At 61.0% G+C, this 23,963-nt stretch carries 21 protein-coding genes; 8 read left to right on the top strand and 13 right to left on the bottom strand.

The genetic code is table 11. The annotated features are described in order from the left end of the window. Window positions 1–95: 95 nt before the first annotated feature. From OC445_RS10475 to OC445_RS10435, 9 genes are all read right to left on the bottom strand, one after another. A complete protein-coding gene (locus OC445_RS10475; RefSeq protein WP_054898647.1) occupies window positions 96–1,025 on the bottom strand; it encodes a ketoacyl-ACP synthase III in 930 nt (309 codons plus the stop codon). Between the two features lie 276 nt (window positions 1,026–1,301). After that, window positions 1,302–2,906: a flagellar hook-associated protein 3 gene (locus OC445_RS10470; protein ID WP_034126777.1), complete on the bottom strand. Its 1,605-nt coding sequence runs from the start codon at window positions 2,904–2,906 to the stop codon at window positions 1,302–1,304. A gap of 14 nt (window positions 2,907–2,920) precedes the next feature. Beyond that, window positions 2,921–4,966, bottom strand: a complete 2,046-nt coding sequence (flgK, locus tag OC445_RS10465; protein ID WP_262020148.1) for a flagellar hook-associated protein FlgK — start codon at window positions 4,964–4,966, stop codon at window positions 2,921–2,923. Window positions 4,967–4,976: 10 nt separating this feature from the next. After that, window positions 4,977–6,236, bottom strand: coding sequence for a flagellar assembly peptidoglycan hydrolase FlgJ (gene flgJ / locus OC445_RS10460; protein WP_262020147.1), 1,260 nt, complete (start codon window positions 6,234–6,236; stop codon window positions 4,977–4,979). Window positions 6,237–6,240: 4 nt separating this feature from the next. Further along, entirely contained in the window at window positions 6,241–7,350 is a 1,110-nt protein-coding gene (locus tag OC445_RS10455) for a flagellar basal body P-ring protein FlgI (RefSeq protein ID WP_161793221.1), read from the bottom strand. 6 nt (window positions 7,351–7,356) lie between these two features. Beyond that, window positions 7,357–8,052, bottom strand: a complete 696-nt coding sequence (flgH, locus tag OC445_RS10450) for a flagellar basal body L-ring protein FlgH (RefSeq protein WP_034126774.1) — start codon at window positions 8,050–8,052, stop codon at window positions 7,357–7,359. 53 nt (window positions 8,053–8,105) lie between these two features. Further along, a complete protein-coding gene (gene flgG, locus OC445_RS10445) occupies window positions 8,106–8,891 on the bottom strand; it encodes a flagellar basal-body rod protein FlgG (RefSeq protein WP_003192986.1) in 786 nt (261 codons plus the stop codon). Window positions 8,892–8,953: 62 nt separating this feature from the next. After that, window positions 8,954–9,694 (bottom strand): flagellar basal body rod protein FlgF, encoded by a 741-nt coding sequence (locus OC445_RS10440; protein ID WP_262020146.1) that lies wholly within the window; start codon window positions 9,692–9,694, stop codon window positions 8,954–8,956. Window positions 9,695–10,126: 432 nt separating this feature from the next. Then, on the bottom strand, window positions 10,127–11,692 hold the full coding sequence (locus OC445_RS10435; RefSeq protein WP_198790847.1) for a sigma-54-dependent transcriptional regulator: 1,566 nt from the start codon (window positions 11,690–11,692) through the stop codon (window positions 10,127–10,129). A 256-nt stretch (window positions 11,693–11,948) separates the two neighbouring features. Between OC445_RS10435 and phhA the strand changes: the two genes are divergently transcribed. The 3 genes from phhA (at window position 11,949) to OC445_RS10420 (ending at window position 14,388) form a co-directional block, all read left to right on the top strand. Continuing rightward, window positions 11,949–12,740 (top strand): phenylalanine 4-monooxygenase, encoded by a 792-nt coding sequence (gene phhA, locus OC445_RS10430; protein WP_003192992.1) that lies wholly within the window; start codon window positions 11,949–11,951, stop codon window positions 12,738–12,740. A 98-nt stretch (window positions 12,741–12,838) separates the two neighbouring features. Continuing rightward, on the top strand, window positions 12,839–13,195 hold the full coding sequence (locus OC445_RS10425) for a 4a-hydroxytetrahydrobiopterin dehydratase (RefSeq protein WP_003192995.1): 357 nt from the start codon (window positions 12,839–12,841) through the stop codon (window positions 13,193–13,195). After that, a complete protein-coding gene (locus OC445_RS10420) occupies window positions 13,195–14,388 on the top strand; it encodes an amino acid aminotransferase (protein ID WP_198790848.1) in 1,194 nt (397 codons plus the stop codon). The genes OC445_RS10425 and OC445_RS10420 overlap by 1 nt, the downstream gene beginning before the upstream one ends. A gap of 179 nt (window positions 14,389–14,567) precedes the next feature. Here OC445_RS10420 and OC445_RS10415 read toward each other — a convergent pair whose 3' ends face one another. Beyond that, entirely contained in the window at window positions 14,568–15,377 is an 810-nt protein-coding gene (locus OC445_RS10415; RefSeq protein WP_014719368.1) for a UDP-2,3-diacylglucosamine diphosphatase, read from the bottom strand. A gap of 137 nt (window positions 15,378–15,514) precedes the next feature. On the opposite strand from OC445_RS10415, the gene OC445_RS10410 reads away from it, so the two are divergent. Continuing rightward, window positions 15,515–16,264: a helix-turn-helix domain-containing protein gene (locus OC445_RS10410; protein ID WP_096143468.1), complete on the top strand. Its 750-nt coding sequence runs from the start codon at window positions 15,515–15,517 to the stop codon at window positions 16,262–16,264. A 100-nt stretch (window positions 16,265–16,364) separates the two neighbouring features. After that, complete coding sequence (locus OC445_RS10405; protein WP_054898654.1) at window positions 16,365–17,246, top strand: DMT family transporter; 882 nt, start codon at window positions 16,365–16,367, stop codon at window positions 17,244–17,246. Between the two features lie 2 nt (window positions 17,247–17,248). Here the strand turns inward: OC445_RS10405 and OC445_RS10400 are convergent, their stop codons facing one another. After that, window positions 17,249–17,536 carry a SelT/SelW/SelH family protein gene (locus OC445_RS10400; RefSeq protein ID WP_014719371.1) on the bottom strand — a complete coding sequence of 96 codons (288 nt, stop codon included), beginning with the start codon at window positions 17,534–17,536 and terminating at the stop codon, window positions 17,249–17,251. Window positions 17,537–17,619: 83 nt separating this feature from the next. Here OC445_RS10400 and OC445_RS10395 point away from each other — a divergent pair, with 83 nt between their 5' ends. Next, window positions 17,620–19,809: a patatin-like phospholipase family protein gene (locus OC445_RS10395; protein WP_034126768.1), complete on the top strand. Its 2,190-nt coding sequence runs from the start codon at window positions 17,620–17,622 to the stop codon at window positions 19,807–19,809. 130 nt (window positions 19,810–19,939) lie between these two features. On the opposite strand, the gene OC445_RS10390 is transcribed toward OC445_RS10395, so the two are convergent. Beyond that, the gene (locus OC445_RS10390) at window positions 19,940–20,374 is read right to left on the bottom strand and encodes a MarR family transcriptional regulator (protein ID WP_003193007.1); all 435 of its coding nucleotides are present in this window, start codon (window positions 20,372–20,374) and stop codon (window positions 19,940–19,942) included. Window positions 20,375–20,495: 121 nt separating this feature from the next. Then, the gene (recQ, locus tag OC445_RS10385) at window positions 20,496–22,625 is read right to left on the bottom strand and encodes a DNA helicase RecQ (RefSeq protein ID WP_014719373.1); all 2,130 of its coding nucleotides are present in this window, start codon (window positions 22,623–22,625) and stop codon (window positions 20,496–20,498) included. Between the two features lie 276 nt (window positions 22,626–22,901). On the opposite strand from recQ, the gene OC445_RS10380 reads away from it, so the two are divergent. Together OC445_RS10380 and OC445_RS10375 are read left to right on the top strand one after the other, a co-directional pair. Beyond that, window positions 22,902–23,489 carry a YecA family protein gene (locus tag OC445_RS10380; RefSeq protein ID WP_034128344.1) on the top strand — a complete coding sequence of 196 codons (588 nt, stop codon included), beginning with the start codon at window positions 22,902–22,904 and terminating at the stop codon, window positions 23,487–23,489. 20 nt (window positions 23,490–23,509) lie between these two features. After that, the gene (locus tag OC445_RS10375) at window positions 23,510–23,893 is read left to right on the top strand and encodes a YbaN family protein (protein WP_019818414.1); all 384 of its coding nucleotides are present in this window, start codon (window positions 23,510–23,512) and stop codon (window positions 23,891–23,893) included. Window positions 23,894–23,963 lie beyond the last annotated feature (70 nt).

Here is a 23,963-nt window from a genome sequence, read left to right as displayed (position 1 = left end):
GGCATAAAACCTCGGTTTCATTGGCTTTTCTGGCGCCAATAAAAAACGCCGATGATCATTCGATCATCGGCGTTTTTCATGAAGCCGCTAAAGCATCACGGACGATAGAGAATCGCCGAGCCCCACGACAGCCCCACACCAAAACCGCTGATTGCCACGCGCTTCCAGGCGGCGTCCATCACGTGCTTTTCCAGCAGCAACGGAATGCTCGATGACACAGTATTGCCGGTCTCGACCATGTCCTTGATGAACTTGTCCACCGGCGCTTCTTCAAAGCGACGCGCCACGGCGTCGACGATGGCCGCGCTGCCCTGGTGAATGCAGAACGCATCAATGTCATCTGCCTTGAGGTCCGACTCATTGAGCAGCTCGTGCAAGTGTGCCGGCACCTTGAGCAAGGCGAAGTTGAACACCTGGCGGCCGTTCATGAAGAACACACCATCGCTGACCTTCAAGTGCGGCGCGCCGGAACCGTCGGTACCGAACTTGGATTTGCCCAGCAACCACGGCGCGTCCTCGCCCATCCAGGTGGCGGTGGCGGCATCACCGAACAGCATGGTGGTGTTGCGGTCTTCCGGGTCGACGATCTTGGAATACGGGTCGGCGGTGATCAGCAGGCCGTTTTTCAGGCCGGCGGCTTCCATGAAGCCTTTCATCGCGTAGATGCCGTACACGTAGCCGGAGCAGCCCAGGGAAATATCGAAAGCGGCAACGTGAGTCGGCAGGCCCAATTTGTCCTGGACGATGGCGGCGGTGTGGGGCAAGCCCTCTTCATCGCCGTTCTGGGTGACGACGATCAGCGCGTCGATGGACTCGCGCTTCAAATCCGGGTTGTTGGCAAACAATGCATTGACTGCTTCGACGCACAGGTCGGAAGTCTCCTGTGCAGCTTCCTTGCGCGGCAGGAACGCCGAACCGATCTTGCCGATGATGAACTCTTCATCCTTGGCGAATTTGGCACCCTGGGCGTAGTTATCGATCCCGTCTGCCGGCACGTAACTGGCGATGCTTTTTATGCCAATCATTGTGGCTTCCCAATACTAAATAGCTGGAGAACACCCCTCGGACTACGCCGGGAGTGCTGACAATAAAGGGGATAACCCCATGAAAATCTCGCTGAAAGCCGCCCGATAAAGGCCCTGTGACGACTTATCCTTTTCACACGATACAGTGAAGATGCGCTTTATGACTCACAGGTCACTCAATTTTGCGCGCTTTGTGCAAAAACCGGCAACATTTCCAGGCCAGAAACGACAACGGCCTCCCCTGTCGCCAGGGGAGGCCGTTGTTCATTGCGACGATTACATGCGACTGAACAGGTTCAGTTGGGAGATTTTAACGAACGCCAGTTGCGAGGCCTGCAACATGGTTTGCTGCAACGTGAGGTTGATCGCCGCTTCGCCCATGTCAATGTTCGCCAGATCGCTCATGGTGCTTTTGTTTGCAGTGCCGATACTGATGTTTTCCGCCGACTGGATATCCAGTGCAGCTTCGCGGGCCCCGATGGAACCGCGCACGTTGTCGACCTGGGCCCGTGAATTGGCAAAATTACTGATGGAAGCGTCGAGCGCATCCTTGAGCTTGACCATCGCAGCCGGGTTGCCGTCGGCCGGTTGCTCCAGCGCCTTGCGCAGTTGGCTCAGGGTATCCAGCGCATTCTGGGTCTTGGCAGTGCTGGCAGCGACCGCAAACTGATCGCCGGCTTGCGGTGTGCCGCTGACATCAAAGGTCACGCCTGCTGCCGTCACGGTCGTACCGCCACCGGTGTCGCCGGTTGCGATCGCTTTGCTGTCGGCACTGTAGGGCTGGGCATAGACTTCATACGCCGTGCCACTGGTGAACTTGATCACCGCCCCGCTGTTAGCCGGGAACGTACTGGCATAGGTGGCCGGGTTGCTCACCTGCGCATTCGTCAGCTGCGCAGTGGAGGCATTACTGGGCGTGCGCGAAACACTGAAGGTGTCGGGCTTGGCAGCCAGGCTGAACGAACGGTCCTTGACCAGCGCATCGGCGTCCGGCCCCGTCGCCATATCCTTGAGATCCACCGCAATATCAAAATTCACGCCGCGCAGGCTCACGGTGGAGCCGCCTTCCTTGGTGGAATCAAAGGTGCCGTTGCCAGGGATTTCCGACGTGATGTCGTTGCCGTTCTTGTCGGAGACCTTGTACTGAGTGCTGCTGGTAAAGGTCAGCTTGTAAGGCTCGCCATCGGCGAATTTATTCGTGTAATCCGAGCCTGAAGTCACCAGGCCGGCCGACACTGAGACTTTATGATCATTGGGCACTGGCGCCGTCGCCGGCGGCACGATTGCAGGTGCGATCCAGGTCGCCTGAGTGCGGCCCGAGTTAACGGCACCGTCCATGATGCTCTTGCCGGTGTCACCGGCACTGACTCTCAGGGAATCGGAAACCTGCAGGCTCAGCGGCGTTTCATCACCCTGATAGGTGTAGGTGCCGTCGCTGTTACGGCTATAGGGCGGCGTCGAGGTCTTGGAGCCGGAAAACAGATAGTTGCCCGAGGAATCCTTGCTGTTAAGCAAGCCCAGCACCTGGTCTTCAAGCGCACCGATCTGGCCGGCAATCGACTTGCGGTCGGCATCGCTGCGCGAACCGCCCGCTTCAATGGCCAAGGTACTGGCCGCCTGCAGTGCCTCGTTGATTGCACCCAATACGCTTTCCTCGTTGGTCAACGAGTTCTTCAAACTGGTGATATTGCCGTTGAACTGCCCGAGCATGTCCTTCTGCTGTTGCAGCAACAACAACCTCGCCGCCGCCACCGGGTCATCCGCTGCGGTCTGCACGCGCACACCGGAACTGGCCTGCTCCTGGGCCTTCACCACGCTGGAATAGTTGTCCGTGTACTTGGCGGCACTGGTTTCAAAATACTGTGCAGTGGAAATACGCATCGTCCCAGACTCCCTTAAAGACTATTGATCAGCGTGCTGAAGGTTTCTTGCGCAGCCTTGATGATCTGCGACGAGGCGGTGTAGTACTGCTGGAATTTGATCATGTCGCCCGCCTCTTCATCGAGGTTGACCTGGGACACGGAGTTGCGCGCATCCTGGTTGGCCTTGAGCAAGGCGCCCGTGGCCGTGGTGTCGGTATTGGCCGACGCGGCCTTGGCCCCGACGGTAGACACCAGGCGACTGTTGGCCGCCACCAGGCTCACTCCGCCGCCACTGCCATCGGACAGGCCGACGGTAGCTTTGGTTTGCAGGTCGAGCAACGCCTGGGCGTTACGGTTATCCGACTTGCCCGAGGCGTTGAAGGAAAACGTAGTGCTGTCGCCAGCGGCGGGCGACCCGGCGACCGAGGTATCGAACTTGAAACTTTTGGCCGGCACCAGCAGCGTGCCGTTGGCATCCCGCATCGGTACATCGACCGTGATTTTGTTACCTTGGCCCGGCACGATGGTGCCGGTGCCAATCGGGTTGCCCTGGGCATCGTTGAGCGTGTAGCCCTGGGTGCCGTCGGCGGCCGGCTTGCCGAATACCATCTTCACAGGCATCGAGTGCTCAATGCCGGTACGCAGTTGCGCGGTATCGGCGCCACCATGAATATCGATAGGCAGGGTCAGGGTCGGCGGTGTAAAGGTGCCGGTACCCTGGTTGGTCTTGCTGCCCTCGCCCAGCAATGGCCCGGCGAACGCGATTTTATTGGCGTCCGTCAAAGTCGTGCCGATGTTGGTCGCACCGCTGGCGGTAGGGCTGACTTTGAAACTATCGCCCGCCGCCATCGGCCCCTTGCCATCCAGCGCCAGGGTGAACCCATCGATCACCGGCGGCGGCGCGGTATTGGTGTCGAACGCGCCCATGGCCTTGCCGTCGGAACGCACCACCGTGTAGTTGTTGCCGCTGGTAAAGGTCACTTTGTAGTCGTAGGTCGACAGCTTGCTGGTGTCCGCAATGGTCACATTCAAATTGCCGGAGCCCGTGCTGTTGCCCAGCGCGCCCTGACTGCGCTGGGCAATGGCCGCCGCGCTGTTGATGTCCTTGAACAGCGATGAGCCGAAGTCACCGTTCAAGTCCAGGCCCTGCCCCAGTTGGCTGTTGATGGTATCGGCTGTCGCCAGGGCAATACGCCCCAGGTCATTGATGGCTGGCATCAGGGCATCACTGCGATAACGCAACAGGCCGCCGATGCTGCCCCCACTGAGCACGTTGCCCAGGTCGATCGCCGTACCGCCGCCAGCATTGAGCGCAATGGTGTACTGGCTTGGGTCGCTAGCGCTCGGCACTGCCGAGAGGGTGTTGGACCGGTCGCCCAATACCAGGGATTGGCCCGTGCCGGTGCTGACGCTGAACACACCATTCTGTTCACTGGTGGTCACACCCACCAGTTCATTGAGCGAGCGCACCGCCTCGTTACGGGCATCCAGCAGGTTGGCCGGGGCGCTGTTGCTTGAGCCCTGGGCCTGGGTGATCTGCTTGTTGAGCGAAGCAATCGAGGAGGTCAACTGGTTGACCTGGTCACTCATGGTGCTCAACTGGCCATTGATCGACTCTTTCTGTTGAGTCAATTGGCTGGAGATGGCGTTGAAGCGGTTACTCAGGGTCTGGGCGCTGGTCAGCAACACTTGGCGGGCAGACACGTCGCTGGGGTTGGCCGCGGAGGTCTGCACAGCGGCAAAAAACGCGCTGAGCACCGAAGACATGCCGGTTGTCTTGTCCGACAAGGTCTTGTCGATGGCGCTGGCCTGGCTGGAATAAGCCTTGGCATCGTTATTGAGCGCCGTGCTGTTCTGGTAGGCCGCATCCAGGAACTCGTTATAAACCCGACGCACATCCGCCAGCGTGGTGCCGCTGCCAATGTACACACCGCCGTACGGGTTGTTGGCACTCGCATTCTGCGTGGTCTGCTGGCGCGAATAACCCGAGGTGTTGGCGTTGGCGATGTTATTACTCAAGACCGACAACGATCCTTGAGCGGCATTGAGCCCTGACATCCCGATACTGAGCAAACTCATGGTTCAGACCTTATAAATGTGTGGTTGCGCCAGCGGCAGCGTAGTTCTGGTAACTGTTCATGTTTTTTGCGATCTGCGAAATCTTGCTGGCGTAATCCGGGTCGGTTGCATAACCGGCTTTTTGCAACTCGCGTACAAACTGTTCCGGGTTGTCGGCTGATTTCACAACTTCTTTATAGCGATCATGGCTTTGCAGCAGGGTCACGAGGTCGTGGAAGCTGTCCTGGTAGGAGCTGTAGGAACGGAATTGCGCCGTTTCCTTGACCATCGCCCCATCGCGAAACTCGCTGGTGATCGCCCGGGCCTGACCGCCCTGCCAGCTCTGCCCGGCCTTGATGCCAAACAGGTTGTGGCTGCTGCTGCCGTCCTCGGCGCGCATGACTGATTTGCCCCAACCGGTTTCCAGTGCCGCCTGGGCCACCAGGTACTTGGGGTCGATACCAATCCGTGCGGCAGCGGCCTTGGCCATCGGCAACATGGTGGCGACAAATTCATCCTGGGAGCTGAAGGCTTTCTTGGCCGGCGCCAGCGGTGGCTGGGCAATGGCGCGGCCGTACACCTGCATGCGCCCGCTCGGCACGGCAAAGCTACGCGAGCTGCTGTTGATGACCGTGTCGTCGGCAGCGCTGTTACGCAGGGGCGCGGCTTTGGCTTCGACCGGAGCGTTCGGTACGATGCCCGCCAGCAGGCGGTCGGCCAGCTTGCTGGGCAAGGCGATACGACGCTGGTTCATCAGTTCCATGTCGTTGGCATGGGTGCTGGCGCCCTCAGGCACGGCCACGCGATACGCCCACAAAGGCCGCTGGCCATTGGAGCGGCCCAACGGGCCTTCGGCCTGGGTACCGGCGGCAATCTCGGTCGGCACATCGACTTTCTTCACCGGCGCATCCGCCGCCGGGCCTTGCAAGGTGGCGGCCTGGGCCTCCACCGGCTTGTTCTTCTGCATCTGGCGCATCAGCACATCGGCCAGGCCGATACCGCCACCTTCGCGGGACATCGACACCGCCAGTTGCTGGTCGTACATTTCCTGGTACTGCTTGGCGGCCGGGGTGTTCAGCGGGTTGTCCTTGCCCAGGGCCTCGGTGGCCGAACGCATGGACTTGAGCATCTCGTTCAAAAACAGCGACTCGAATTCCTGCGCCACTTTGCGCAGGTTGCCTTCGCTGTTTTTGTCGTCGCCCACCTTGAGCTGGTTAAGCCGGTTCAGGTCGGAGTAAGACCCCGAGTCCGCCGTGCTGCTGATACCGCTCTTGCGCATATCCATGGCCATGGCCTCAGATCACGATCAGGTCGGCTTGCAACGCGCCGGCCTGCTTCAAAGCTTCGAGGATCGCCATCAAGTCGCCGGGCGCAGCGCCCACCTGGTTCACCGCACGGACAATCTCGTCCAGGGTGGTGCCGGGGCCGAACTTGAACATCGGCTTGGCTTCTTGCTGGGCATTGACGCGCGAACGCGGCACCACGGCAGTCTGGCCACCGGACAACGGCCCAGGCTGGCTGACGATCGGGTCTTCGGTGATGGTCACCGTCAGGCTGCCGTGGGTTACCGCCGCTGGCGAGACCTTGACGTTCTGCCCGATCACGATGGTGCCGGTGCGCGAGTTGATGATGACTTTCGCTACGGCCTGGCCTGGGTCCACTTCAAGGTTTTCCAGGATCGATAGGTAGTCCACGCGCTGGCTTGGGTCCAAAGGCGCAGTGACGCGAACCGAGCCGCCGTCGATGGCCTGGGCCACGCCAGGGCCGAGCATGTCGTTGATCTTGTCGACCACGCGCTTGGCGGTGGTGAAGTCGGAGCGGTTGAGGTTCAAGGTCAGGCTGTTGCCCTGGTTGAAACCACTCGGCACGGTGCGTTCAACCGTGGCGCCACCGGGGATACGCCCGGCCGACGGCACGTTGACGGTGATCTTCGAACCGTCGCGGCCTTCGGCGTCAAAACCGCCGACCACCAGGTTGCCCTGGGCGATGGCGTAGACGTTGCCGTCGATACCTTTGAGCGGCGTCATCAGCAAGGTGCCGCCGCGCAGGCTCTTGGAGTTACCCATGGACGACACGGTGATATCCACCACCTGCCCCGGCTTGGCGAACGCGGGCAGATCGGCGCTGATCGACACCGCCGCGACGTTCTTCAACTGCACGTTGCCCGAGCCTGGCGGTACCTTGATGCCGAACTGGGAGAGCATGTTATTGAAGGTTTGCAGGGTGAACGGCGTCTGGGTGGTCTGGTCACCCGTGCCGTTGAGCCCCACGACCAGGCCATAGCCGATCAACTGGTTGGAGCGCACGCCGGAAATACTGGCGATGTCCTTCAGGCGCTCGGCCTGGGCCACAGCACTCAAGGCCAGCAAAAGCGCCATCGCCATCAGCTGTTTGAACTTCAAAATGGCCACCTAGAAAGGGAACAGCGGGCTGAGGAAGAAGCGGTCGAACCAGCCCGGCTGGCTCGCATCGGCAAACGAACCGGTGCCCGAGTAGGTAATGCGTGCATCGGCAATGCGCGTCGACGGCACGGTGTTGTCGGTGGAGATGTCATCGGCGCGGACCATGCCGGCGATGCGCACCAGCTCGTCGCCGGTGTTGAGGGTCATCCACTTTTCACCGCGCACGGCAATGATGCCGTTGGGCAATACATCGGCGACGGTCACGGTGATCGAACCGGTCAGGCTGTTGCCCTGCCCGGCCGCGCTCTTGCCGTTGGTGGCGCGGTCGCCGCTGTAGCCGGCGTCCAGGCTCAGGTCACCACCGCCCAGCGGGTTGTTGGTGTTCAGGCCGCCGCCAAACAGCGAGGTCAGGCCGATGCTGGTCTTGCTGTTCTTGCCGATCTGCGAGTTGGCGTTCTTGCTGGCCTGGGTCTTCTCGTTCAGGGTGATGGTGATGATGTCACCGACCCGGAACGCCTTGCGGTCGCTGTACAGGTTCTGCTCGAAACCGGCCTGGTAGATCGAGCCATTGTTGGCCGCCGCAGGCAGCGGTGTGCGTGGCAACACCGGCGCGTAGTACGGGTCATTGGGCTTTGGCGTGGGGGCGACACAGCCCGCAAGCACGGCGATCCCACTCAATGCCAACACACAAACATAGCGATTCATGACCCTAACCTCACGGTGTTGCAGGCCCCCTCAAGGGCGCCCCATAGACTTGATTACAGATTCTGCGTAACGAACGAAAGCATCTGGTCGGCGGTGGAAATCACCTTGGAGTTCATCTCGTAGGCGCGCTGGGTGGTGATCATGTTGACCATCTCCTCAACGGTGCTGACGTTGGAGGTTTCCAGGGTGCTTTGCAGCGTGGTGCCGAAGCCGTTCAAGCCAGGGGTGCCGATTTGCGGCGCGCCACTGGAGGCGGTTTCCAGGAACAGGTTGTTGCCCATGGCCTGCAGGCCGGCCGGGTTGATGAAGTCGGCGGTTTGCAGGTTGCCGATCACCTGGGACGCTGGGTTGCCAGCGACGGTGATGGACACGGTGCCGTCGTTGCCGACGGTGAAGGTCTTGGCGTCGGGCGGCACCACGACAGCGGGCTCCAGGGCGAAACCGTTGGCGGTCACGATCTGGCCGTTGGAGTCCAGGTGGAAGGTGCCGTCACGGGTGTAAGAAGTGGTGCCATCCGGTTGCAGCACTTGAAAAAAGCCCCGGCCGTTGATCGCCATGTCCAGGGGCTGGCCGGTTTGCTGCAGGTTGCCGGCGCTGAAGTTTTTCTGGGTGCCGACGATCTGCACACCGGTACCCAGTTGCAGGCCCGACGGCAATTCGCTGTCCTGGGTCGATTGGGCGCCCGGTTGCTTCTTGATCTGATAGAGCAAGTCCTGGAACTCGGCGCGATCACGTTTGAAGCCCGTGGTCGACACGTTTGCCAGGTTGTTGGAAATGGTCGTCAGGTTGGTGTCCTGGGCGGACAGGCCTGTCTTGGCAACCCATAGAGCCGGAAGCATGCTGTTCTCCTTCGTGCGCCGGATGGTTGGCGCTGCATTGCAAATTAGTTAATGGGCTTGGATCAGCTCACCTGCATGACGCGCGTCATGGCCTGGTCGTCTTCTTTTGCGCTGTTCATCATCTTGATGTGCAGCTCGAACTGCTTGGCCAGCGCCAGCACTGCGGTCATTTCTTCCACGGCATTGACGTTGCTCGCCTGCAGGAAACCCGAGGTCAGCCGCACGTTCGCGTCGGCCTGGGCCGGTTGGCCATCCTTGGTGTGGATGGTGCCGTCCAGGCCCTTGGTCATGTTCTTGAGGTCAGGCTGGACCATCTTGATACGGTCCACTTCCGCCATCACCCGCGGACCTTCGCCCATGGCACGGATGCTGATGGTGCCGTCCGAACCGACTTCGATTTTCTGCTGGGGCGGCACGGCGATCGGGCCACCGTTGCCCATGATCGGCATACCGTTGCCGGCACGCAGCACACCCAGGGCATCCACGTTCATGCTGGCGCTGCGCACGTAGGCTTCGCCGCCATCGGGGGTCTGCACAGCCATCCAGCCGTCGCCGCTGACGGCTACGTCCAGGTCGCGACCGGTCTCGATCATCGCGCCCGGTGAAAAGTCGGTAGCCGGACGTTCGGTCATGGCAAACGCCCGCGCCGGAAAGCTGTCACCGAACACCGGCATCGAACGCGCCTGCTCCAGGTCGCGCTGGAAACCGTTGGTGGAAATGTTCGCCAGATTGTTGGCATGGGCCTTCTGCGCCAGTGCATTCTGGCTGGCGCCGGTCATTGCCACATAAAGGTACTTGTCCACGCTCTATCCTCTTTCTGACGGACGCTTGCCGCCCACCGCTGTACTGAGGAGGCTTAAGCAATTTGCGAACCAACTTTTTAAAAGAGGCGCAAACCCAGGCGCGGCGGGGGTTTCGTGGAGGCGTGTGAAATTGGTAGGGGAGAAACAGTCGAAAAAACGGCGGACTACTGCCGCCTGCGGCAAACACCGGCCTTAAATCCGGTACAGATCAAAGCCGGCTTGCCTGCGATAGCGGTGGTTCAGTGACAGACTCATTGACTGACATGCCGCCATCGCGGGCAAGCCCGCTCCCACAGGGGATTGATGCCGGGCGCTGATGCCGTGGGCACTACCCAATCAATGTGGGAGCTGGCTTGCCTGCGATAGCGGTGGTTCAGTGACAGACTCATTGACTGACACGCCGCCTTCGCAGGCAAGCCAGCTCCCACCGTTTTAACTGCGATCGGCCTTGAGCACTTCGTAATCACGCAGTTTGTTGGCAATGGTGGTGTGTGACACCCCCAGGCGCTTGCCCAACTGGCGACTGCTCGGGTGTTCGGCGTACAGGCTTTCCAACACCGCCTTTTCAAAGCGCCCGACGATATCCTCCAGGCTCCCCTCCAGGGAAAAATCACCCAGCGGCTGACGCACGCCATAATCGGGCAAGCGAATATGCTCAACCTTGACCGTGCCGCCTTCGCACAACGACACCGCCTGGAACAGCACGTTTTCCAGCTGCCGCACATTGCCCGGCCAGTGGTAATGGCTGAGCTTGTCCCTGGCCGCAGGTGCCAGCTTGGGCAGTGGGCAACCGATTTGCCGACTGGCCTGGTCGAGAAAGTGCTCGACCAACGGTGCGAGGCCATCCAGGCATTCGCGCAACGGCGGGATATGCAACGACAGCACATTCAGCCGGTGATAAAGGTCCTGACGAAACTCACCCCGGGCGCAGAGTTCCGACAAATCTACCTGGGTCGCGCAGATCACCCGCACGTCCAGGTACACCTCCTCGTCGCTGCCCACCCGGCGAAAACAACCGTCCTGCAGAAAGCGCAGCAGCTTGACCTGCAAGCGCGCGCTCATTTCTCCCACGCCATCGAGAAACAAGGTACCGCCCGCCGTCAGCTCAAGCAGGCCCAACTTACCTTCCGCCCGCGCCCCTTCAAATGCGCCGGGGCCATAACCAAACAGTTCGGTCTCGGCCATCGACTCGGGCAACCCCGCGCAGTTGAGCGCCATCAACGGCGACTGCCCGCGCGGGCTGGCCAAGTGGCAGGCCCGGGCCAACAGCTCCTTGCCGGTGCCGGTTTCGCCTTCTATTAATAGCGGCGCATCCAGCGGCGCCATGCGTCGCGCTTCACGTACCACTGCGGCCATGACCTTAGAGCTCTGGAAGATGCTGTCGAAACCGCGCAGCTCTTGCTTGCGCACGTTATAGATACGCTCACCGACACGGTCGGCACGGTGCAGGGTGAGCACGGCGCCGGCCATGGCTTCACTGTCATCGTGCTCGGAGGATTGCAGGGGCGCGATGTCCGCCAGAAATACGTCACCCTTGACCTTGACCCGCATGCCATTGATTCGCGATTTGCTGGCGCGCACCAGTTCCGGCAGGTCGAAATCCTCGGCGTAACGCGACAGGGGAATCCCCGGCACTTCATCTACCCGTACGCCAAGCAACTGCGCCGCCGCACGGTTGGCGGCCACGATGGAGCCGCCCATATCAATGGACAGCACCGGGAATTCCAGGGCGCCGAGCAATGCGTTGAGTTCCATATGCCGCCGCTCGCTGGGCATCAGCCCTACCCGCTTGACCCCGAACACTCCGGCAATCGCCTCGAACTGCGGGCGCAACGCCTGGAACTGCATGTTCACCAGGTTGGGGCAGAACAGGTAGATGGCATTGCCGTGCTCGCCGCCGACTTCGCCCTTGGCGACGTTGACGCCGTACTCCACCAGCAGGTTGAGGATGTCCCGCAGGATGCCGATGCGGTTTTGGCAGTGCACTTTGATACGCATGGAAAGACTCGAAAAGGGAGTAGGCGCCGCGGCTTTTTGTCGCTGGGCGCAGATAGTCGTCAAGATTATGTGACAGCGCGGTGGCTTTTCCCAGCCCATAGCTGCGACGAGCGGGCCTGTCGTAACGAATACTTTACGATAATCGGTAATTTTTCCTACACAAGTCCGTTAAGGCTGATGGAATCCGGCGCCTATCCGGTTATCAATAGGAGCATCCCAGGACATAACAAGAACGAATGCCTAACAGGAGAGCCGTATGAAGCAGACGCACTACGTGGCCCGCGAGCCCGATGCGCAAGGTTTTATCCACTACCCGCCAGAAGAACATGCGGTGTGGAACACCCTGATCACTCGCCAATTGAAAGTGATCGAGGGCCGCGCCTGCCAGGAATACCTGGACGGTATCGACAAGCTCGGCCTGCCTCTGGACCGCATTCCCCAGTTGGGCGAAATCAACAAGGTGCTGGCCGACACCACCGGCTGGCAAGTCGCCCGCGTGCCGGCGCTGATCCCCTTCCAGACCTTTTTTGAATTACTGGCCAGCAAGCAGTTTCCGGTGGCGACTTTTATTCGCACCCGTGAAGAATTGGACTACCTGCAAGAGCCGGATATTTTTCACGAGATCTTTGGCCACTGCCCGCTCCTGACCAACCCCTGGTTCGCTGAATTCACCCACACCTACGGCAAGCTCGGCCTGGCGGCCACCAAGGAGCAACGGGTGTACCTGGCGCGCCTGTACTGGATGACTATCGAGTTCGGCCTGGTGGACACGCCCCAGGGCCGGCGTATCTACGGTGGCGGCATTCTGTCGTCGCCTAAAGAAAGTGTGTATTGCCTGTCGGACGAGCCTGAGCACCAGGCCTTTGATCCGTTGGAAGCGATGCGCACCCCCTATCGCATCGACATCCTGCAGCCGTTGTACTTCGTCTTGCCCGAACTCAAGCGGCTGTTCGACGTGGCGCAGGAGGACATCATGGGCATGGTGGAGCGCGGTATGCAGTTGGGTCTGCACGCACCGAAATTCCCACCCAAGCCCAAAGCCGCGTGAACCTTGCGTTTTAAGGCCAGGTGAGTCTGTTCCCTGGCCCCGCGTTGCTTTAGGGTAACGCCACTGACCTTCAATCATTCGAATTCAGGACACCTTCCATGACCACCTTGAACCAAGCCCACTGCGAAGCCTGCCGCGCCGATGCCCCGCAAGTCAGCGATGAAGAACTGCCGGTGCTGATCAAGCAGATCCCTGACTGGAACATCGAAGTGCGCGACGGCGTGATGCAGCTGGAAAAGGTTTTCCTGTTCAAGAACTTCAAATTCGCCCTGGCCTTCACCAACGCCATGGGTGAAATCTCCGAAGCCGAAGGCCATCACCCAGGCCTGCTCACCGAGTGGGGCAAAGTCACCGTGACCTGGTGGAGCCACTCCATCAAGGGCCTGCACCGCAACGACTTCATCATGGCCGCGCGCACCGACGAAGTGGCCAAGACCGCCGAGGGCCGCAAGTAATGCATTTCGATGCCATCGACCGCGTGCCCGGCGACCCGATCCTAGGGCTGATGGACCTGTATACCCAGGATGCCAACCCGAACAAGTTCGACCTGGGCGTAGGGGTCTATAAGGACGACCAAGGCCTCACGCCGATTCCTCACTCGGTGAAACTGGCGGAACAGCGCGTGGTCGACACGCAAGTGACCAAGACCTATATCGGTGGCCATGGCGATGCAGCCTTCGGCAGCCTGATCAGCCAACTGGTGCTAGGCGCCGACTCGGCCTTGCTGCGTGACCGCCGCGCTGGCGCCACACAAACCCCAGGCGGCACCGGCGCCCTGCGCTTGAGTGCCGACTTTATCGCCCACAGCCTGCCGGGCCGTGGCGTGTGGCTGAGCAACCCGACCTGGCCGATCCACGAAACCATTTTTGCCAAGGCCGGGCTCAAGGTCAGCCATTACCCTTACGTGGGCAGCGACAACCGCCTGGATGTGACGGCGATGCTGGCAACCCTGTCCAGCGTGCCCAAGGGCGACGTGGTATTGCTGCACGCGTGCTGCCATAACCCGACCGGCTTTGACCTGTCCCAGGATGACTGGCGCCAGGTGTTGCAGATCGTGCGGGAACGCCAGTTGCTGCCACTGATCGACTTTGCCTACCAGGGCTTTGGCGATGGCCTGGAGCAGGACGCCTGGGCGGTGCGCCTGTTTGCCGCCGAGCTACCGGAAGTGCTGATCACCAGCTCCTGCTCGAAGAACTTCGGCCTGTATCGCGACCGCGTGGGTGCATTGATCGTCTGTGCGGCGGATGCTGAAAAGCTCACCGATGTGCGTAGCCAACTGGCGAATATCGCTCGCAACCTGTGGTCGACACCGCCGGATCACGGTGCCGCCGTGGTGGCGACCATCCTCGGTGATGCACAGTTGAAAAAGCAGTGGAGCGAGGAAGTCGAGGCCATGCGTTCGCGGATCGCTCAGTTACGCTCCGGATTGGTGGAAGCGCTTGCGCCCCATGGCCTGGCCGAGAAATTCGCACATATCGGCGCGCAACGTGGGATGTTTTCCTATACCGGCTTGAGTGCCGAGCAGGTCAAGCAACTGCGCGAGAAGCACAGTGTGTATATGGTCAGTTCGGGGCGGGCTAACGTGGCTGGGGTTGATGCGACGCGCTTGACGTTGCTGGCTCAAGCCATCGCCGACGTTTCCAACTGAAGAAACAGGATTACGTGTGGGAGCTGGCTTGCCTGCGATGGCGGTGGTTCAGTTGCAGATTAATTGCCTGACCCGCCGCCATCGCGGGCAAGCCCGCTCCCACATTTGAATCGTGGGGTGTCAGGTAGATCAGCGTCGGCTGTCAGGCCGTCACGGGAGCAAGCTCCCTCGCCACAGGTTCAGCCAGCGACCATTTCAGCCTTTAGCAGTGCCTCTTTGGCCTGCGCATCCGCCAACCGATACAACTCGATATGCCCATCCCAGTGCTCGATCAAGGCCGTGCACGACTCCACCCAATCCCCGCAGTTGAGGTAATCCACCTCGCCCACCTTGCGAATCTCGGCATGGTGAATATGCCCGCACACCACCCCGTGCAATTCCCGCTTGGTCACCTCGTGGGCAATCGCCTCTTCGAAATCGCTGATAAAACTCACCGCCGTCTTGACCTTGTGTTTCAGGTACGCCGACAGCGACCAATAACCGTAGCCATACCGCGCACGCCAGTGGTTCAGCCAGCGGTTCAGCGTCAGGGTGAACTCGTAGGCCGAGTCGCCGAGGAAAGCGAGCCAGCGGTGATAGCGCGTGATCACATCAAACTGGTCGCCATGAATCACCAGCAAATGGCGGCCATCGGCGGTGACGTGCACAGCCTCATCGACCAATTGGATATTGCCCAGGATCAGCTTGGAATAGCGACGCAGGAACTCGTCATGGTTGCCGGTGACATAGATCACCTCGGTGCCACGCTTGGCCATGGTCAGCAAGCGGCGGATCACGTTGGTGTGGGCTTGAGGCCAATACATGCCGCCGCGCAGTTTCCAACCGTCGATGATGTCACCGACCAGGTAGACCTTGTCGGCATGGTAGCCCTTGAGAAAGTGCGACAGGTGTTCGGCCTGGCAATCCCGAGTGCCCAGGTGCACGTCGGAAATCCACAGGGTTCGCACCCGTTGCTTGCGGCTGGGCTTGGTGAACTCGGCACGGGTCATGGGTATCCCTCGACGCTGTTTTGGCGAGCTTGCGCCTTGGCGATTAATAGCCCATGACAAGCGTGCGTCAGTCTGATGACAGCGCCTGAGGCCCGCCAAGCGTTGTAGACTGACGGCTTGCCGCCCTGGAGACCGCGATGAGCCCGACCCTCACGCTACGCCACTACCTCGAAGCGCCCATTGCCCACAGCCATGACCATGCGCAGTTGGTGTTCGGCCTTTCCGGGCACCTGGACCTGGAAGTCGATGGCCGTGGCAGCCAGGTACGCGAAAGCAGCGTGATGGTGCTGCCCTTCTCCGCCCACCACGCCTGCATCAGCCGCGATGGCAGCCGCTGCCTGGTGCTGGATGTGCCGACCGAGCACTGGGTGGTGCAATCCTTGGGCGAACATGCCGATGCCAGCCGCCGCTTGCTCGACCAACCCGCGCGCCTGGCGCTGGATGCCCGGCAACACCAGTTAGTGCAGTGGCTGGCACAAAGCCCGGTGCACGACCCGCTGATCGTCCAGCAAGGCGCTGTGTTGTTACTGGCCAGCCTCAACCACCCTCAAGCTCAACCGCTGCCTGGCCGGCGTCTGCCTTATGCCGCGTTCAATAGCCATATCGAGCGCCATGCGGCGCGTCCGCTCCAGGTGGCCGACCTGGCGCGGATTGCCGATTTGTCCGTGCCGCGCCTGCATGCGCGGTTCATGGCGGAGTGCGGGCAAACGCCGATGGACTATCTACGCAGTCGCCGCTTGCACTTGGCGCTCAGGCTTTTACGCGAAACCTCCCTACCCATCGGCGAGATTGCCGAGCGCGTCGGCTACGCCTCGCAAAGTGCATTTTGCGCCGCCATGCTTCGGGCGTTTGGCGCCTCGCCCGGTGCATTGCGTCGAGCGGGCTAGCAAGAGTCTTGCGCTAAAAATCACCCCACCCGCGACAGACGCCCACCCGCCAACCCTCTAGACTGCGAGGCTGTCACCCCCTGTTGGATCAAGGATCGCAATGACTCCCCGCTCAGCCCTCGGCGCCCTGCATATCGGCGCATTGATGTTTGGCCTCACCGGCGTGTTCGGCAAGCTGGCGGCGGCCTCCCCCGCCATCATCGTATTTGGCCGGGCGGCGTTTGCCGTGCTGGCGCTGGCGGTATTTGCGCGCTTTGCCAGCAACGCTCCCTGGAAAAAACTGGAGATGCGTGACTGGCGCCGGCTGCTGGTCAGCGGCGTGTTGTTGGCTGCCCATTGGGTGACGTTCTTTATCGCCGTCAAAGTCGCCGGCGTGGCCGTGGCGACCTTGGGGTTCACCGCCTTTCCGGCCTTTACGGTGATCCTTGAGGGGCTGATTTTCCGCGAGCGTATTCGGGCCAATGAAGTGCTGCTGGTGGTGCTGGTCACCGTTGGCCTGGTGCTTGTGACCCCGGATTTCAATCTCGCCAGCGAAGCCACGGGCGGCCTGCTGTGGGGCATCGCCTCGGGCCTGTTGTTCTCGTTGTTGTCGCTGAACAATCGCGCCAGTTCCGGGCGCATTCCAGCGGTACAGGCCGCGCTGTGCCAGAACGTCGTGGTCGCCGCGTGCCTGCTGCCCGTGGCCGCGCCGGGGTTGGCGGATGTGCGAGGGATAGATTGGCTGTGGATCGGGCTGCTGGGGGTGTTTTGTACCGGCCTCGCCCACAGCCTGTTTGTCGCCAGCCTTGCCGTAATCAAGGCGCGCACCGCTTCGGTGGTGTTTGCGATGGAACCGGTCTACGGCATCACCGTGGCCTGGCTGTTGTTTGCCGAAACCCCGACCCTGCGCATGCTGCTGGGCGGCGCCTTGATCATCGTCGCCATCGTGCTCTCCGGCCTGATGGGCAGCGCCAGCCAGGCCAAGCAACCGGCGCCGGCCTGACTTCAGACGGTACGGTCGTTATGCCCGAGGTCGCGCTGGGGGTCGATCTGGTCGCGCACTCGCTGCTTGAGCACCTTGGCCTCGGGAAAACCGCCATCGGCCTTGCGCTCCCAAATCTGCACGCCATCGCAGGTAATGCGAAAGGCCCCGCCGGTGGCCGGTTCCAGTGCCACGCGCCCCAAGTCATCGGCAAAGGTGCTGAGTAGCTCCTGGGCCAGCCACGCGGCGCGCAGCAACCACTGGCACTGGGTGCAATAGGTGATAACGATCTCGGGTTTGCATGCAGACATCATTAAGCGGCTCCTGGCGTAACAGGCTCAGCGAATCGGGTGGCTATAATAGCGGCCTTTGTCGCCCAGCCACGAGATTGATGATGCGCCGCCTGCTGTCTTGCCTGTTCCTGTGCCTTGTCCCCCTACTTGCCGACGCGGTAGAAGCCCCCCGCCCGAAAATCGGTCTGGTGCTGTCCGGCGGGGCTGCCCGTGGCCTGGCGCATATCGGTGTGCTCAAGGCGCTTGAAGAGCAAGGTATTCATATCGATGCGATTGCCGGCACCAGCATGGGCGCGGTGATTGGCGGGTTGTACGCGTCAGGCTACAAGATCGACGAGCTGGAGAAGTTGGCGCTGGGTATCGACTGGCAGCAGGCCCTGTCCGACGCGCCACCACGTGAAGACGTACCGTTTCGGCGCAAACAGGATGACCGGGATTTCCTGGTCAAACAAAAACTCAGTTTCCGCGACGATGGCAGCCTCGGCCTGCCGCTGGGCGTGATCCAGGGCCAGAACCTGGCACTGCTGTTGGAAAGCATGTTCGCCCACAGCAGCAACACACGTAATTTCGACAAGCTGCCGATCCCATTCCGCGCCGTGGCCACCGACATCACCACCGGCGAAAAAGTGGTGTTCAGCAAAGGCCACCTGCCCCAGGTGATACGCGCCAGCATGTCGATCCCCGCGGTGTTCGCCCCGGTGGAGCTGGATGGCCGCCTGCTGGTAGATGGCGGCATGACCGACAACATTCCGTTGGATGTGGCGCGGGAGATGGGCGTCGATATCGCCATCGTGGTCGACATCGGCACCCCGCTACGCTCGCGCAAGCAATTGGCAACCGTGGTGGATGTGCTCAACCAGTCCATCACCCTGATGACCCGGCGCAACTCCGAAGAGCAGCTCAAGGCCCTGAACCCCAAGGATGTGTTGATCCAACCACCGCTGGCCGCTTATGGCGTCACCGACTTTGGCCGCGCCAAGGACATGATCGACGCTGGCTACCGCGCCACCCGTGCCCTCGACGTACGCCTGGCACACCTGCGCCCTGCCGAACCCATCGACGCCGACCTGGTAGCCGCGCGCACGCCGGGCGAACGCACCCCGGTGATCACCGCGATCCAGGTGGAGAACGACTCCAAGGTCAGCGATGACGTTATCCGCTACTACATTCGCCAGGGCCTGGGAGAACCTTTGAATCTGGGCCGCCTGCAATCGGACATGGGCACCCTGTACGGCCTGGATTACTTCGAGCAGGTGCAATACCGCGTAGTGAAAAAGGGCCAGGACAACACCCTGGTGATCAGCGCACGCGGCAAGCGCAGCGGCACCGACTACCTGCGACTGGGCTTGAACCTCTCGGATGACATGCGCGGTGATAGCGCCTTCAACCTCGGCGCCAGTTACCGTGTGAACGGCATCAACCGCCTCGGCGCGGAATGGCTCACACGGGTGCAGATTGGTGATCGGCAGGAGCTCTACAGCGAGTTCTACCAGCCCATGGACACCGGCTCACGCTACTTTGTGGCCCCCTATATCAGGGCCGAGGCACAGAATGTCGAGCTGATCCTGGACAACGACCCCATCTCCGAATACCGCCTGGAACGCTATGGCTTTGGTTTGAATGTGGGCCGGCAGATCGGCAACAGCGGCGAGATCCGCTTTGGCGTGGGCGAAGCCTGGGGCAAGGCGGACGTGCGCATTGGCGACCGCGACCTGCCGAGCGTGAGCTTCAGCGAAGGCTTCTATGAACTCAAATATTCCTTCGACTCCCTGGACAACGTGTACTTCCCCCACAGCGGCGAAGACATCGGCCTGGCCTTTCGCGAGTTCGAACCCGGCCTGGGCTCCGACCAGCGCTACCGCCAGTGGGAATTCAAGCTGGACAAGGCCATGAGCCACGGGCCGGACACCTTGATACTGGGCGGTCGTTACGGTCGCACACTGGATAATTCGGATGTGGTGATTTCCAGCTTCCTGCTGGGGGGCGCACGGCAATTGTCGGGCTTCCGCCAGGATGCGATTTCGGGACAGAACATCAGCCTCATGCGCGCGGTGTACTTCCGCAGGCTCACCCCCCGTTCTTACCTGCCGCTGGACTTCCCGTTGTACCTGGGTGCATCCCTGGAACGGGGCCGGGCGTGGAACAACGATAACGAGTTCGACAGCGGCTATATCAACGCCGCGAGTATTTTCCTGGGGTTTGATACACCACTGGGGCCGCTGAATTTCAGCTATGGGTTCAATGATGATAATCAGAAGGCGGTGTACTTGAACCTGGGCCAGACGTTCTAGGAAAGGATTGCCAAGGACTTTTGTAGGAGCGAGCTTGCTCGCGAAAAACCCACAGACGCCGCGTTTATTCAGGAAGCCCGCGTTATCGTTGGCGTTTTTCGCGAGCAAGCTCGCTCCTACATTTTGCAGATCAGGACTTTTCCAGGTTCGCCAGGATGTGCTCATGCACCCGCATGCACACCCGCAGGTCTTCTTCATTTACGCCCACGAACAATTCATGGCGCAACGCCGTGGCAATGGTTTCGATCTGGTCGATCAACGGTTGGGCGGTGTCGCACAGCAGGATACGTTTGGCACGACGGTCTTCCACTACGGCCTGGCGTTGCACCAGGCCCTGGCCCTCGAGGCTGTCGAGCAGACGAGCCAGGGTGGGCCCTTCCACGCCGACACTTTGGGCCAATTCACGCTGGGTGGGTGCTTCGACAAAACGGGCCAGGTGCAGCAGCACCAACCAGCGCGCCTGGGACAAGCCCAGCCCCGCCAGGCGGCGGTCCAGTTCGGCGCGCCAACCTCGCGACATTTGCGCCAACTGCATGCCAAAACGGTGTTGATCGGTTAACGGCATAAAAAACTCGTGTTTAAGACTGAAAATAAAGTATGGCTAATTATTAGTCAGCTAAGCATGAGCCCTGCCCATAGGCAAGGCCCGCTATGTACTGATTCGTTACATTGTCGTAATTGGCACACTAAATTTCGAATTCAGACTGCAAAGCGGCACGCACGCAGTACAAAACGCCTTCCGGAACACGCCCGGTAAACAACGGCGCAATTTCGGTGACAGCTGGCAATTCGCCTTCTCCATCGAGAAAGGCGTCCTGGATTTCACCGAGCAAATCCTCAGGTAAATCAAGGGCCTGCTCCAGGGACAATTGCTGCTTGCCGATGGCTTCGGCAAGCAAGGTGTACACGTTTTTTTCCGAGCATTGCAGTTGGCCTGCGATCTGGATCGGGGTCATGCCGGCACGGGCCAGGCTGATCAGTTCGTGGCGAATATCGGCGATTTCCTTCGGCGCTTCGGCCTGACCGCCGAGCACTTCCAGGAAGGCCTGGCCGTAGCGCTCCAGTTTACGCGCGCCCACACCGCTGACCCGGGCCATCTCGGCCATGGTGGTGGGCTGCTCGCGGAGCATCTCCAGCAGGGTGGAGTCGGGGAAGATAACGTAGGGTGGCACGCTGTGCTCCTGCGCCAGTTTGCGCCGCAGGGTGCGCAAGGCTTCCCATTGTTCGCGCTCTTCACCCCGCACCAGTTGGCTGGCCTGGCTGGTGCTGCTGCTTTTGGCGGTGGTCTGCGGCTTGAGGTCACGGCGCAGTTCCAGGCTCACTTCGCCCTTGAGCAACGGCCGGCAACTGTCATTCAGCCGCAGCCCGCCGTAGCCTTCGATATCGATGTCGACAAGCCCACGGGCAACCATCTGGCGAAACAGCGAACGCCACTCACCTTCGGCGCGAGCTTTACCGACACCGTACACCGAGAGTTTTTCGTGGCCGAAGCTGCGGATTTTTTCGTTGTCCTTGCCCAGCAGAACATCCACCAGATGGCCCACGCCATAACGCTGGCCGGTGCGATAGATCGTCGACAACGCCTGGCGCGCCGGTTCGGTGGCGTCCCAGGTTTGCACGCCGTCGATGCAGTTATCGCAGTGGCCGCAGGGCTCAGGCATGTCTTCGTCAAAATACGCCAGCAGGGTCTGGCGGCGGCAGCGGGTCTCTTCGCACAACGAAAGCATGGCATCGAGCTTGTGCTGCTCCAGGCGCTTGTGGCGCTCGTCGCCCTCGGAGTTCTGCAGCATCTGCTTGAGCATCACCACGTCTTGCAGGCCGTAGACCATCCAGGCATCCGCCGGCAGGCCATCGCGGCCGGCACGCCCGGTTTCCTGGTAATAAGCCTCAAGGGACTTGGGCAGATCCATGTGCGCCACGAAACGCACATTGGATTTGTCGATGCCCATGCCAAAGGCAATGGTCGCCACCATGATCAGGCCTTCCTCGTTCAGGAAGCGTTTCTGGTGCGCTGATCGCGTTTCATTGGGCAGCCCGGCATGGTAAGGCAGCGCCGGGTAGCCTTGTTCACAGAGGAACGCCGCGACCTCGTCGACTTTCTTGCGCGACAGGCAATACACAATGCCCGCGTCACTACGCCGCTCGGACAGGAACGCCAGCAACTGCTTGCGCGGCTGCTCCTTGGGCACGATGCGGTAGAAAATATTGGGCCGGTCAAAACTCGACAGGAAGCGCTCGGCGTTCTGCAAATGCAGGCGCTCGACGATCTCTTCGCGGGTGCGCTTGTCGGCGGTGGCGGTCAGGGCGATACGCGGCACATCGGGAAACAGTTCTGCCAATTGGCCAAGCTGCAGGTATTCGCGGCGGAAATCGTGGCCCCATTGCGACACACAGTGGGCTTCGTCGATGGCGAACAGAGCGATCTCAAGGCTCTGCAAAAAGGCCAGCATGCGTGGCTGCACCAGGCGCTCCGGCGCCAGGTAAAGCATTTTAACCTCGCCACGCTTGATGCGTGCAGCCAGGTCGCGCTGCTGCTCGGCGCTGAGGGTGGAGTTCAACGACGCGGCGGCGACACCGAGTTCTTCAAGGGTGGCGACCTGGTCGTCCATCAACGCAATCAGCGGCGACACCACCACGGCCAGGCCATTGCGCAACAGCGCCGGCACCTGGAAGCACAGCGACTTGCCGCCACCGGTAGGCATCAGCACCAGGGCATCGCCGCCACTGGCCACGCGCTCAATGATCGCACCCTGGCGGCCACGAAAACTGTCGTAGCCGAAGATGTCCTTGAGGACGCGTTGAGCCTGCTCGAGCATGTAAAACTCCAAAATGGTGCCGAAATCCCTCAATACAGGCTGGCCGAAAATATCCGCGCTCACGAAAAATAATCCGTAAGCGAAGTTTTCCCGGATTGGCGCTGGGCCTGCAGGGGCATCACAAAACGCGGCAGTATACCCGAGCGTTATCCACCAAAGGGCGCGACTGACGAATAGACGCACCAGGCTAAAACCGGGCAAATATGCCGTGCGGCTGGCCTGGGCGCTCAAGAAAGCCTAGAATTCAGCATCGTTTATTCCCAAGGTAGCCCTTCAATGTCCTTCGCTGAGCAACTAACCCGCCTGCAAGCCTTCCTCGACGCCGATGAGCTGCATGACGAGGCGCTGGACTACGTGGCCGCCCACGGCTACCTGACCGCCCTGTCGATCTGCTCCGACCCCGTCCCGGACCGTGAATGGATCGACGCGCTGTTCGCTGAAGAGCCTCATTACAGCGACGCCGCCCATCGCGAAGAAATCGAATCCACCCTGATCGCCCTCAAGGCCCACATCGCGCGCCAACTGGCCTCCGACGAAGAGTTCGAGTTGCCGTGCGAGCTGGACCTGGGCGACGATCCGGATGACTCCGACCTGCGCGGCTGGTGCATCGGTTTCATGGAAGGCGTATTCCTGCGCGAAGCCGCCTGGTTCGAAACCGCCGAAGAGGAAGTCAGCGAAATGCTGCTGCCGATCATGGTCGGTTCGGGCCTGTTCGAAGAGGAGGCAGAGTTCTCCGACATCGCCGCCGACGCCAACCTGATGGACGACATGATCGTGCAGATCCCGGAAGCCCTGACCGCGCTGTACCTGCTATGCAACGCGCCTGACGAAAAACCGGCGATCCTCAAGCCACGTCACCACTGAGTCGCTTGCCCGTGGAACCCATGGGCAACCGTCCACTGCTCCTGCGCTATGCGCTGCTGGCCATCGGCTGGCTAAGCGTAGCGCTGGGAGTCATCGGTATTTTCCTGCCGGTACTGCCGACCACACCCTTCCTGCTACTCGCCGCCGCCTGCTTCGCTCGCAGCTCCCCGCGCTTCTACCACTGGCTGGTGGAACACCCGCGCCTGGGGCCCTGGGTGCGCGATTACCTGGACGGCAATGGCATCCCGCTCAAAGGCAAGGTCTACGCCATCGGCTTGATGTGGCTGAGCATTTCGATTTCCTGCTACCTGGTACCACTGCCATGGGCACGGGGCTTTATGCTGACCAGTGCGGTGCTGGTGACGATCTACATCCTGCGCCAGAAAACCCTGCCGCCACGCTGAGCGCCGCCTGCGACATTCGATCCCACACGACCTTGGTCGACACTGACTAACACCAGGCATCATGCGAGAC

This window comes from Pseudomonas sp. Pse35 (assembly GCF_024519715.1).
GTDB classification, from domain to species: domain Bacteria; phylum Pseudomonadota; class Gammaproteobacteria; order Pseudomonadales; family Pseudomonadaceae; genus Aquipseudomonas; species Aquipseudomonas paracarnis.
Note: the sequence above shows the minus strand (reverse complement) of the source record. Positions and strands in the feature narration are given on the sequence as shown.

What these genes read in the sequence shown, in the direction of transcription:
- OC445_RS10475 (WP_054898647.1), bottom strand. Translation starts at nt 1,025, where the DNA reads ATGATTGGCATAAAAAGCATCGCCAGTTACGTGCCGGCAGACGGGATC.
- OC445_RS10470 (WP_034126777.1), bottom strand. Translation starts at nt 2,906, where the DNA reads ATGCGTATTTCCACTGCACAGTATTTTGAAACCAGTGCCGCCAAGTAC.
- flgK (WP_262020148.1), bottom strand. Translation starts at nt 4,966, where the DNA reads ATGAGTTTGCTCAGTATCGGGATGTCAGGGCTCAATGCCGCTCAAGGA.
- flgJ (WP_262020147.1), bottom strand. Translation starts at nt 6,236, where the DNA reads ATGGCCATGGATATGCGCAAGAGCGGTATCAGCAGCACGGCGGACTCG.
- flgH (WP_034126774.1), bottom strand. Translation starts at nt 8,052, where the DNA reads ATGAATCGCTATGTTTGTGTGTTGGCATTGAGTGGGATCGCCGTGCTT.
- flgG (WP_003192986.1), bottom strand. Translation starts at nt 8,891, where the DNA reads ATGCTTCCGGCTCTATGGGTTGCCAAGACAGGCCTGTCCGCCCAGGAC.
- OC445_RS10435 (WP_198790847.1), bottom strand. Translation starts at nt 11,692, where the DNA reads ATGCGTATCAAAGTGCACTGCCAAAACCGCATCGGCATCCTGCGGGAC.
- phhA (WP_003192992.1), top strand. Translation starts at nt 11,949, where the DNA reads ATGAAGCAGACGCACTACGTGGCCCGCGAGCCCGATGCGCAAGGTTTT.
- OC445_RS10425 (WP_003192995.1), top strand. Translation starts at nt 12,839, where the DNA reads ATGACCACCTTGAACCAAGCCCACTGCGAAGCCTGCCGCGCCGATGCC.
- OC445_RS10420 (WP_198790848.1), top strand. Translation starts at nt 13,195, where the DNA reads ATGCATTTCGATGCCATCGACCGCGTGCCCGGCGACCCGATCCTAGGG.
- OC445_RS10415 (WP_014719368.1), bottom strand. Translation starts at nt 15,377, where the DNA reads ATGACCCGTGCCGAGTTCACCAAGCCCAGCCGCAAGCAACGGGTGCGA.
- OC445_RS10410 (WP_096143468.1), top strand. Translation starts at nt 15,515, where the DNA reads ATGAGCCCGACCCTCACGCTACGCCACTACCTCGAAGCGCCCATTGCC.
- OC445_RS10405 (WP_054898654.1), top strand. Translation starts at nt 16,365, where the DNA reads ATGACTCCCCGCTCAGCCCTCGGCGCCCTGCATATCGGCGCATTGATG.
- OC445_RS10400 (WP_014719371.1), bottom strand. Translation starts at nt 17,536, where the DNA reads ATGTCTGCATGCAAACCCGAGATCGTTATCACCTATTGCACCCAGTGC.
- OC445_RS10395 (WP_034126768.1), top strand. Translation starts at nt 17,620, where the DNA reads ATGCGCCGCCTGCTGTCTTGCCTGTTCCTGTGCCTTGTCCCCCTACTT.
- OC445_RS10390 (WP_003193007.1), bottom strand. Translation starts at nt 20,374, where the DNA reads ATGCCGTTAACCGATCAACACCGTTTTGGCATGCAGTTGGCGCAAATG.
- recQ (WP_014719373.1), bottom strand. Translation starts at nt 22,625, where the DNA reads ATGCTCGAGCAGGCTCAACGCGTCCTCAAGGACATCTTCGGCTACGAC.
- OC445_RS10380 (WP_034128344.1), top strand. Translation starts at nt 22,902, where the DNA reads ATGTCCTTCGCTGAGCAACTAACCCGCCTGCAAGCCTTCCTCGACGCC.
- OC445_RS10375 (WP_019818414.1), top strand. Translation starts at nt 23,510, where the DNA reads ATGGGCAACCGTCCACTGCTCCTGCGCTATGCGCTGCTGGCCATCGGC.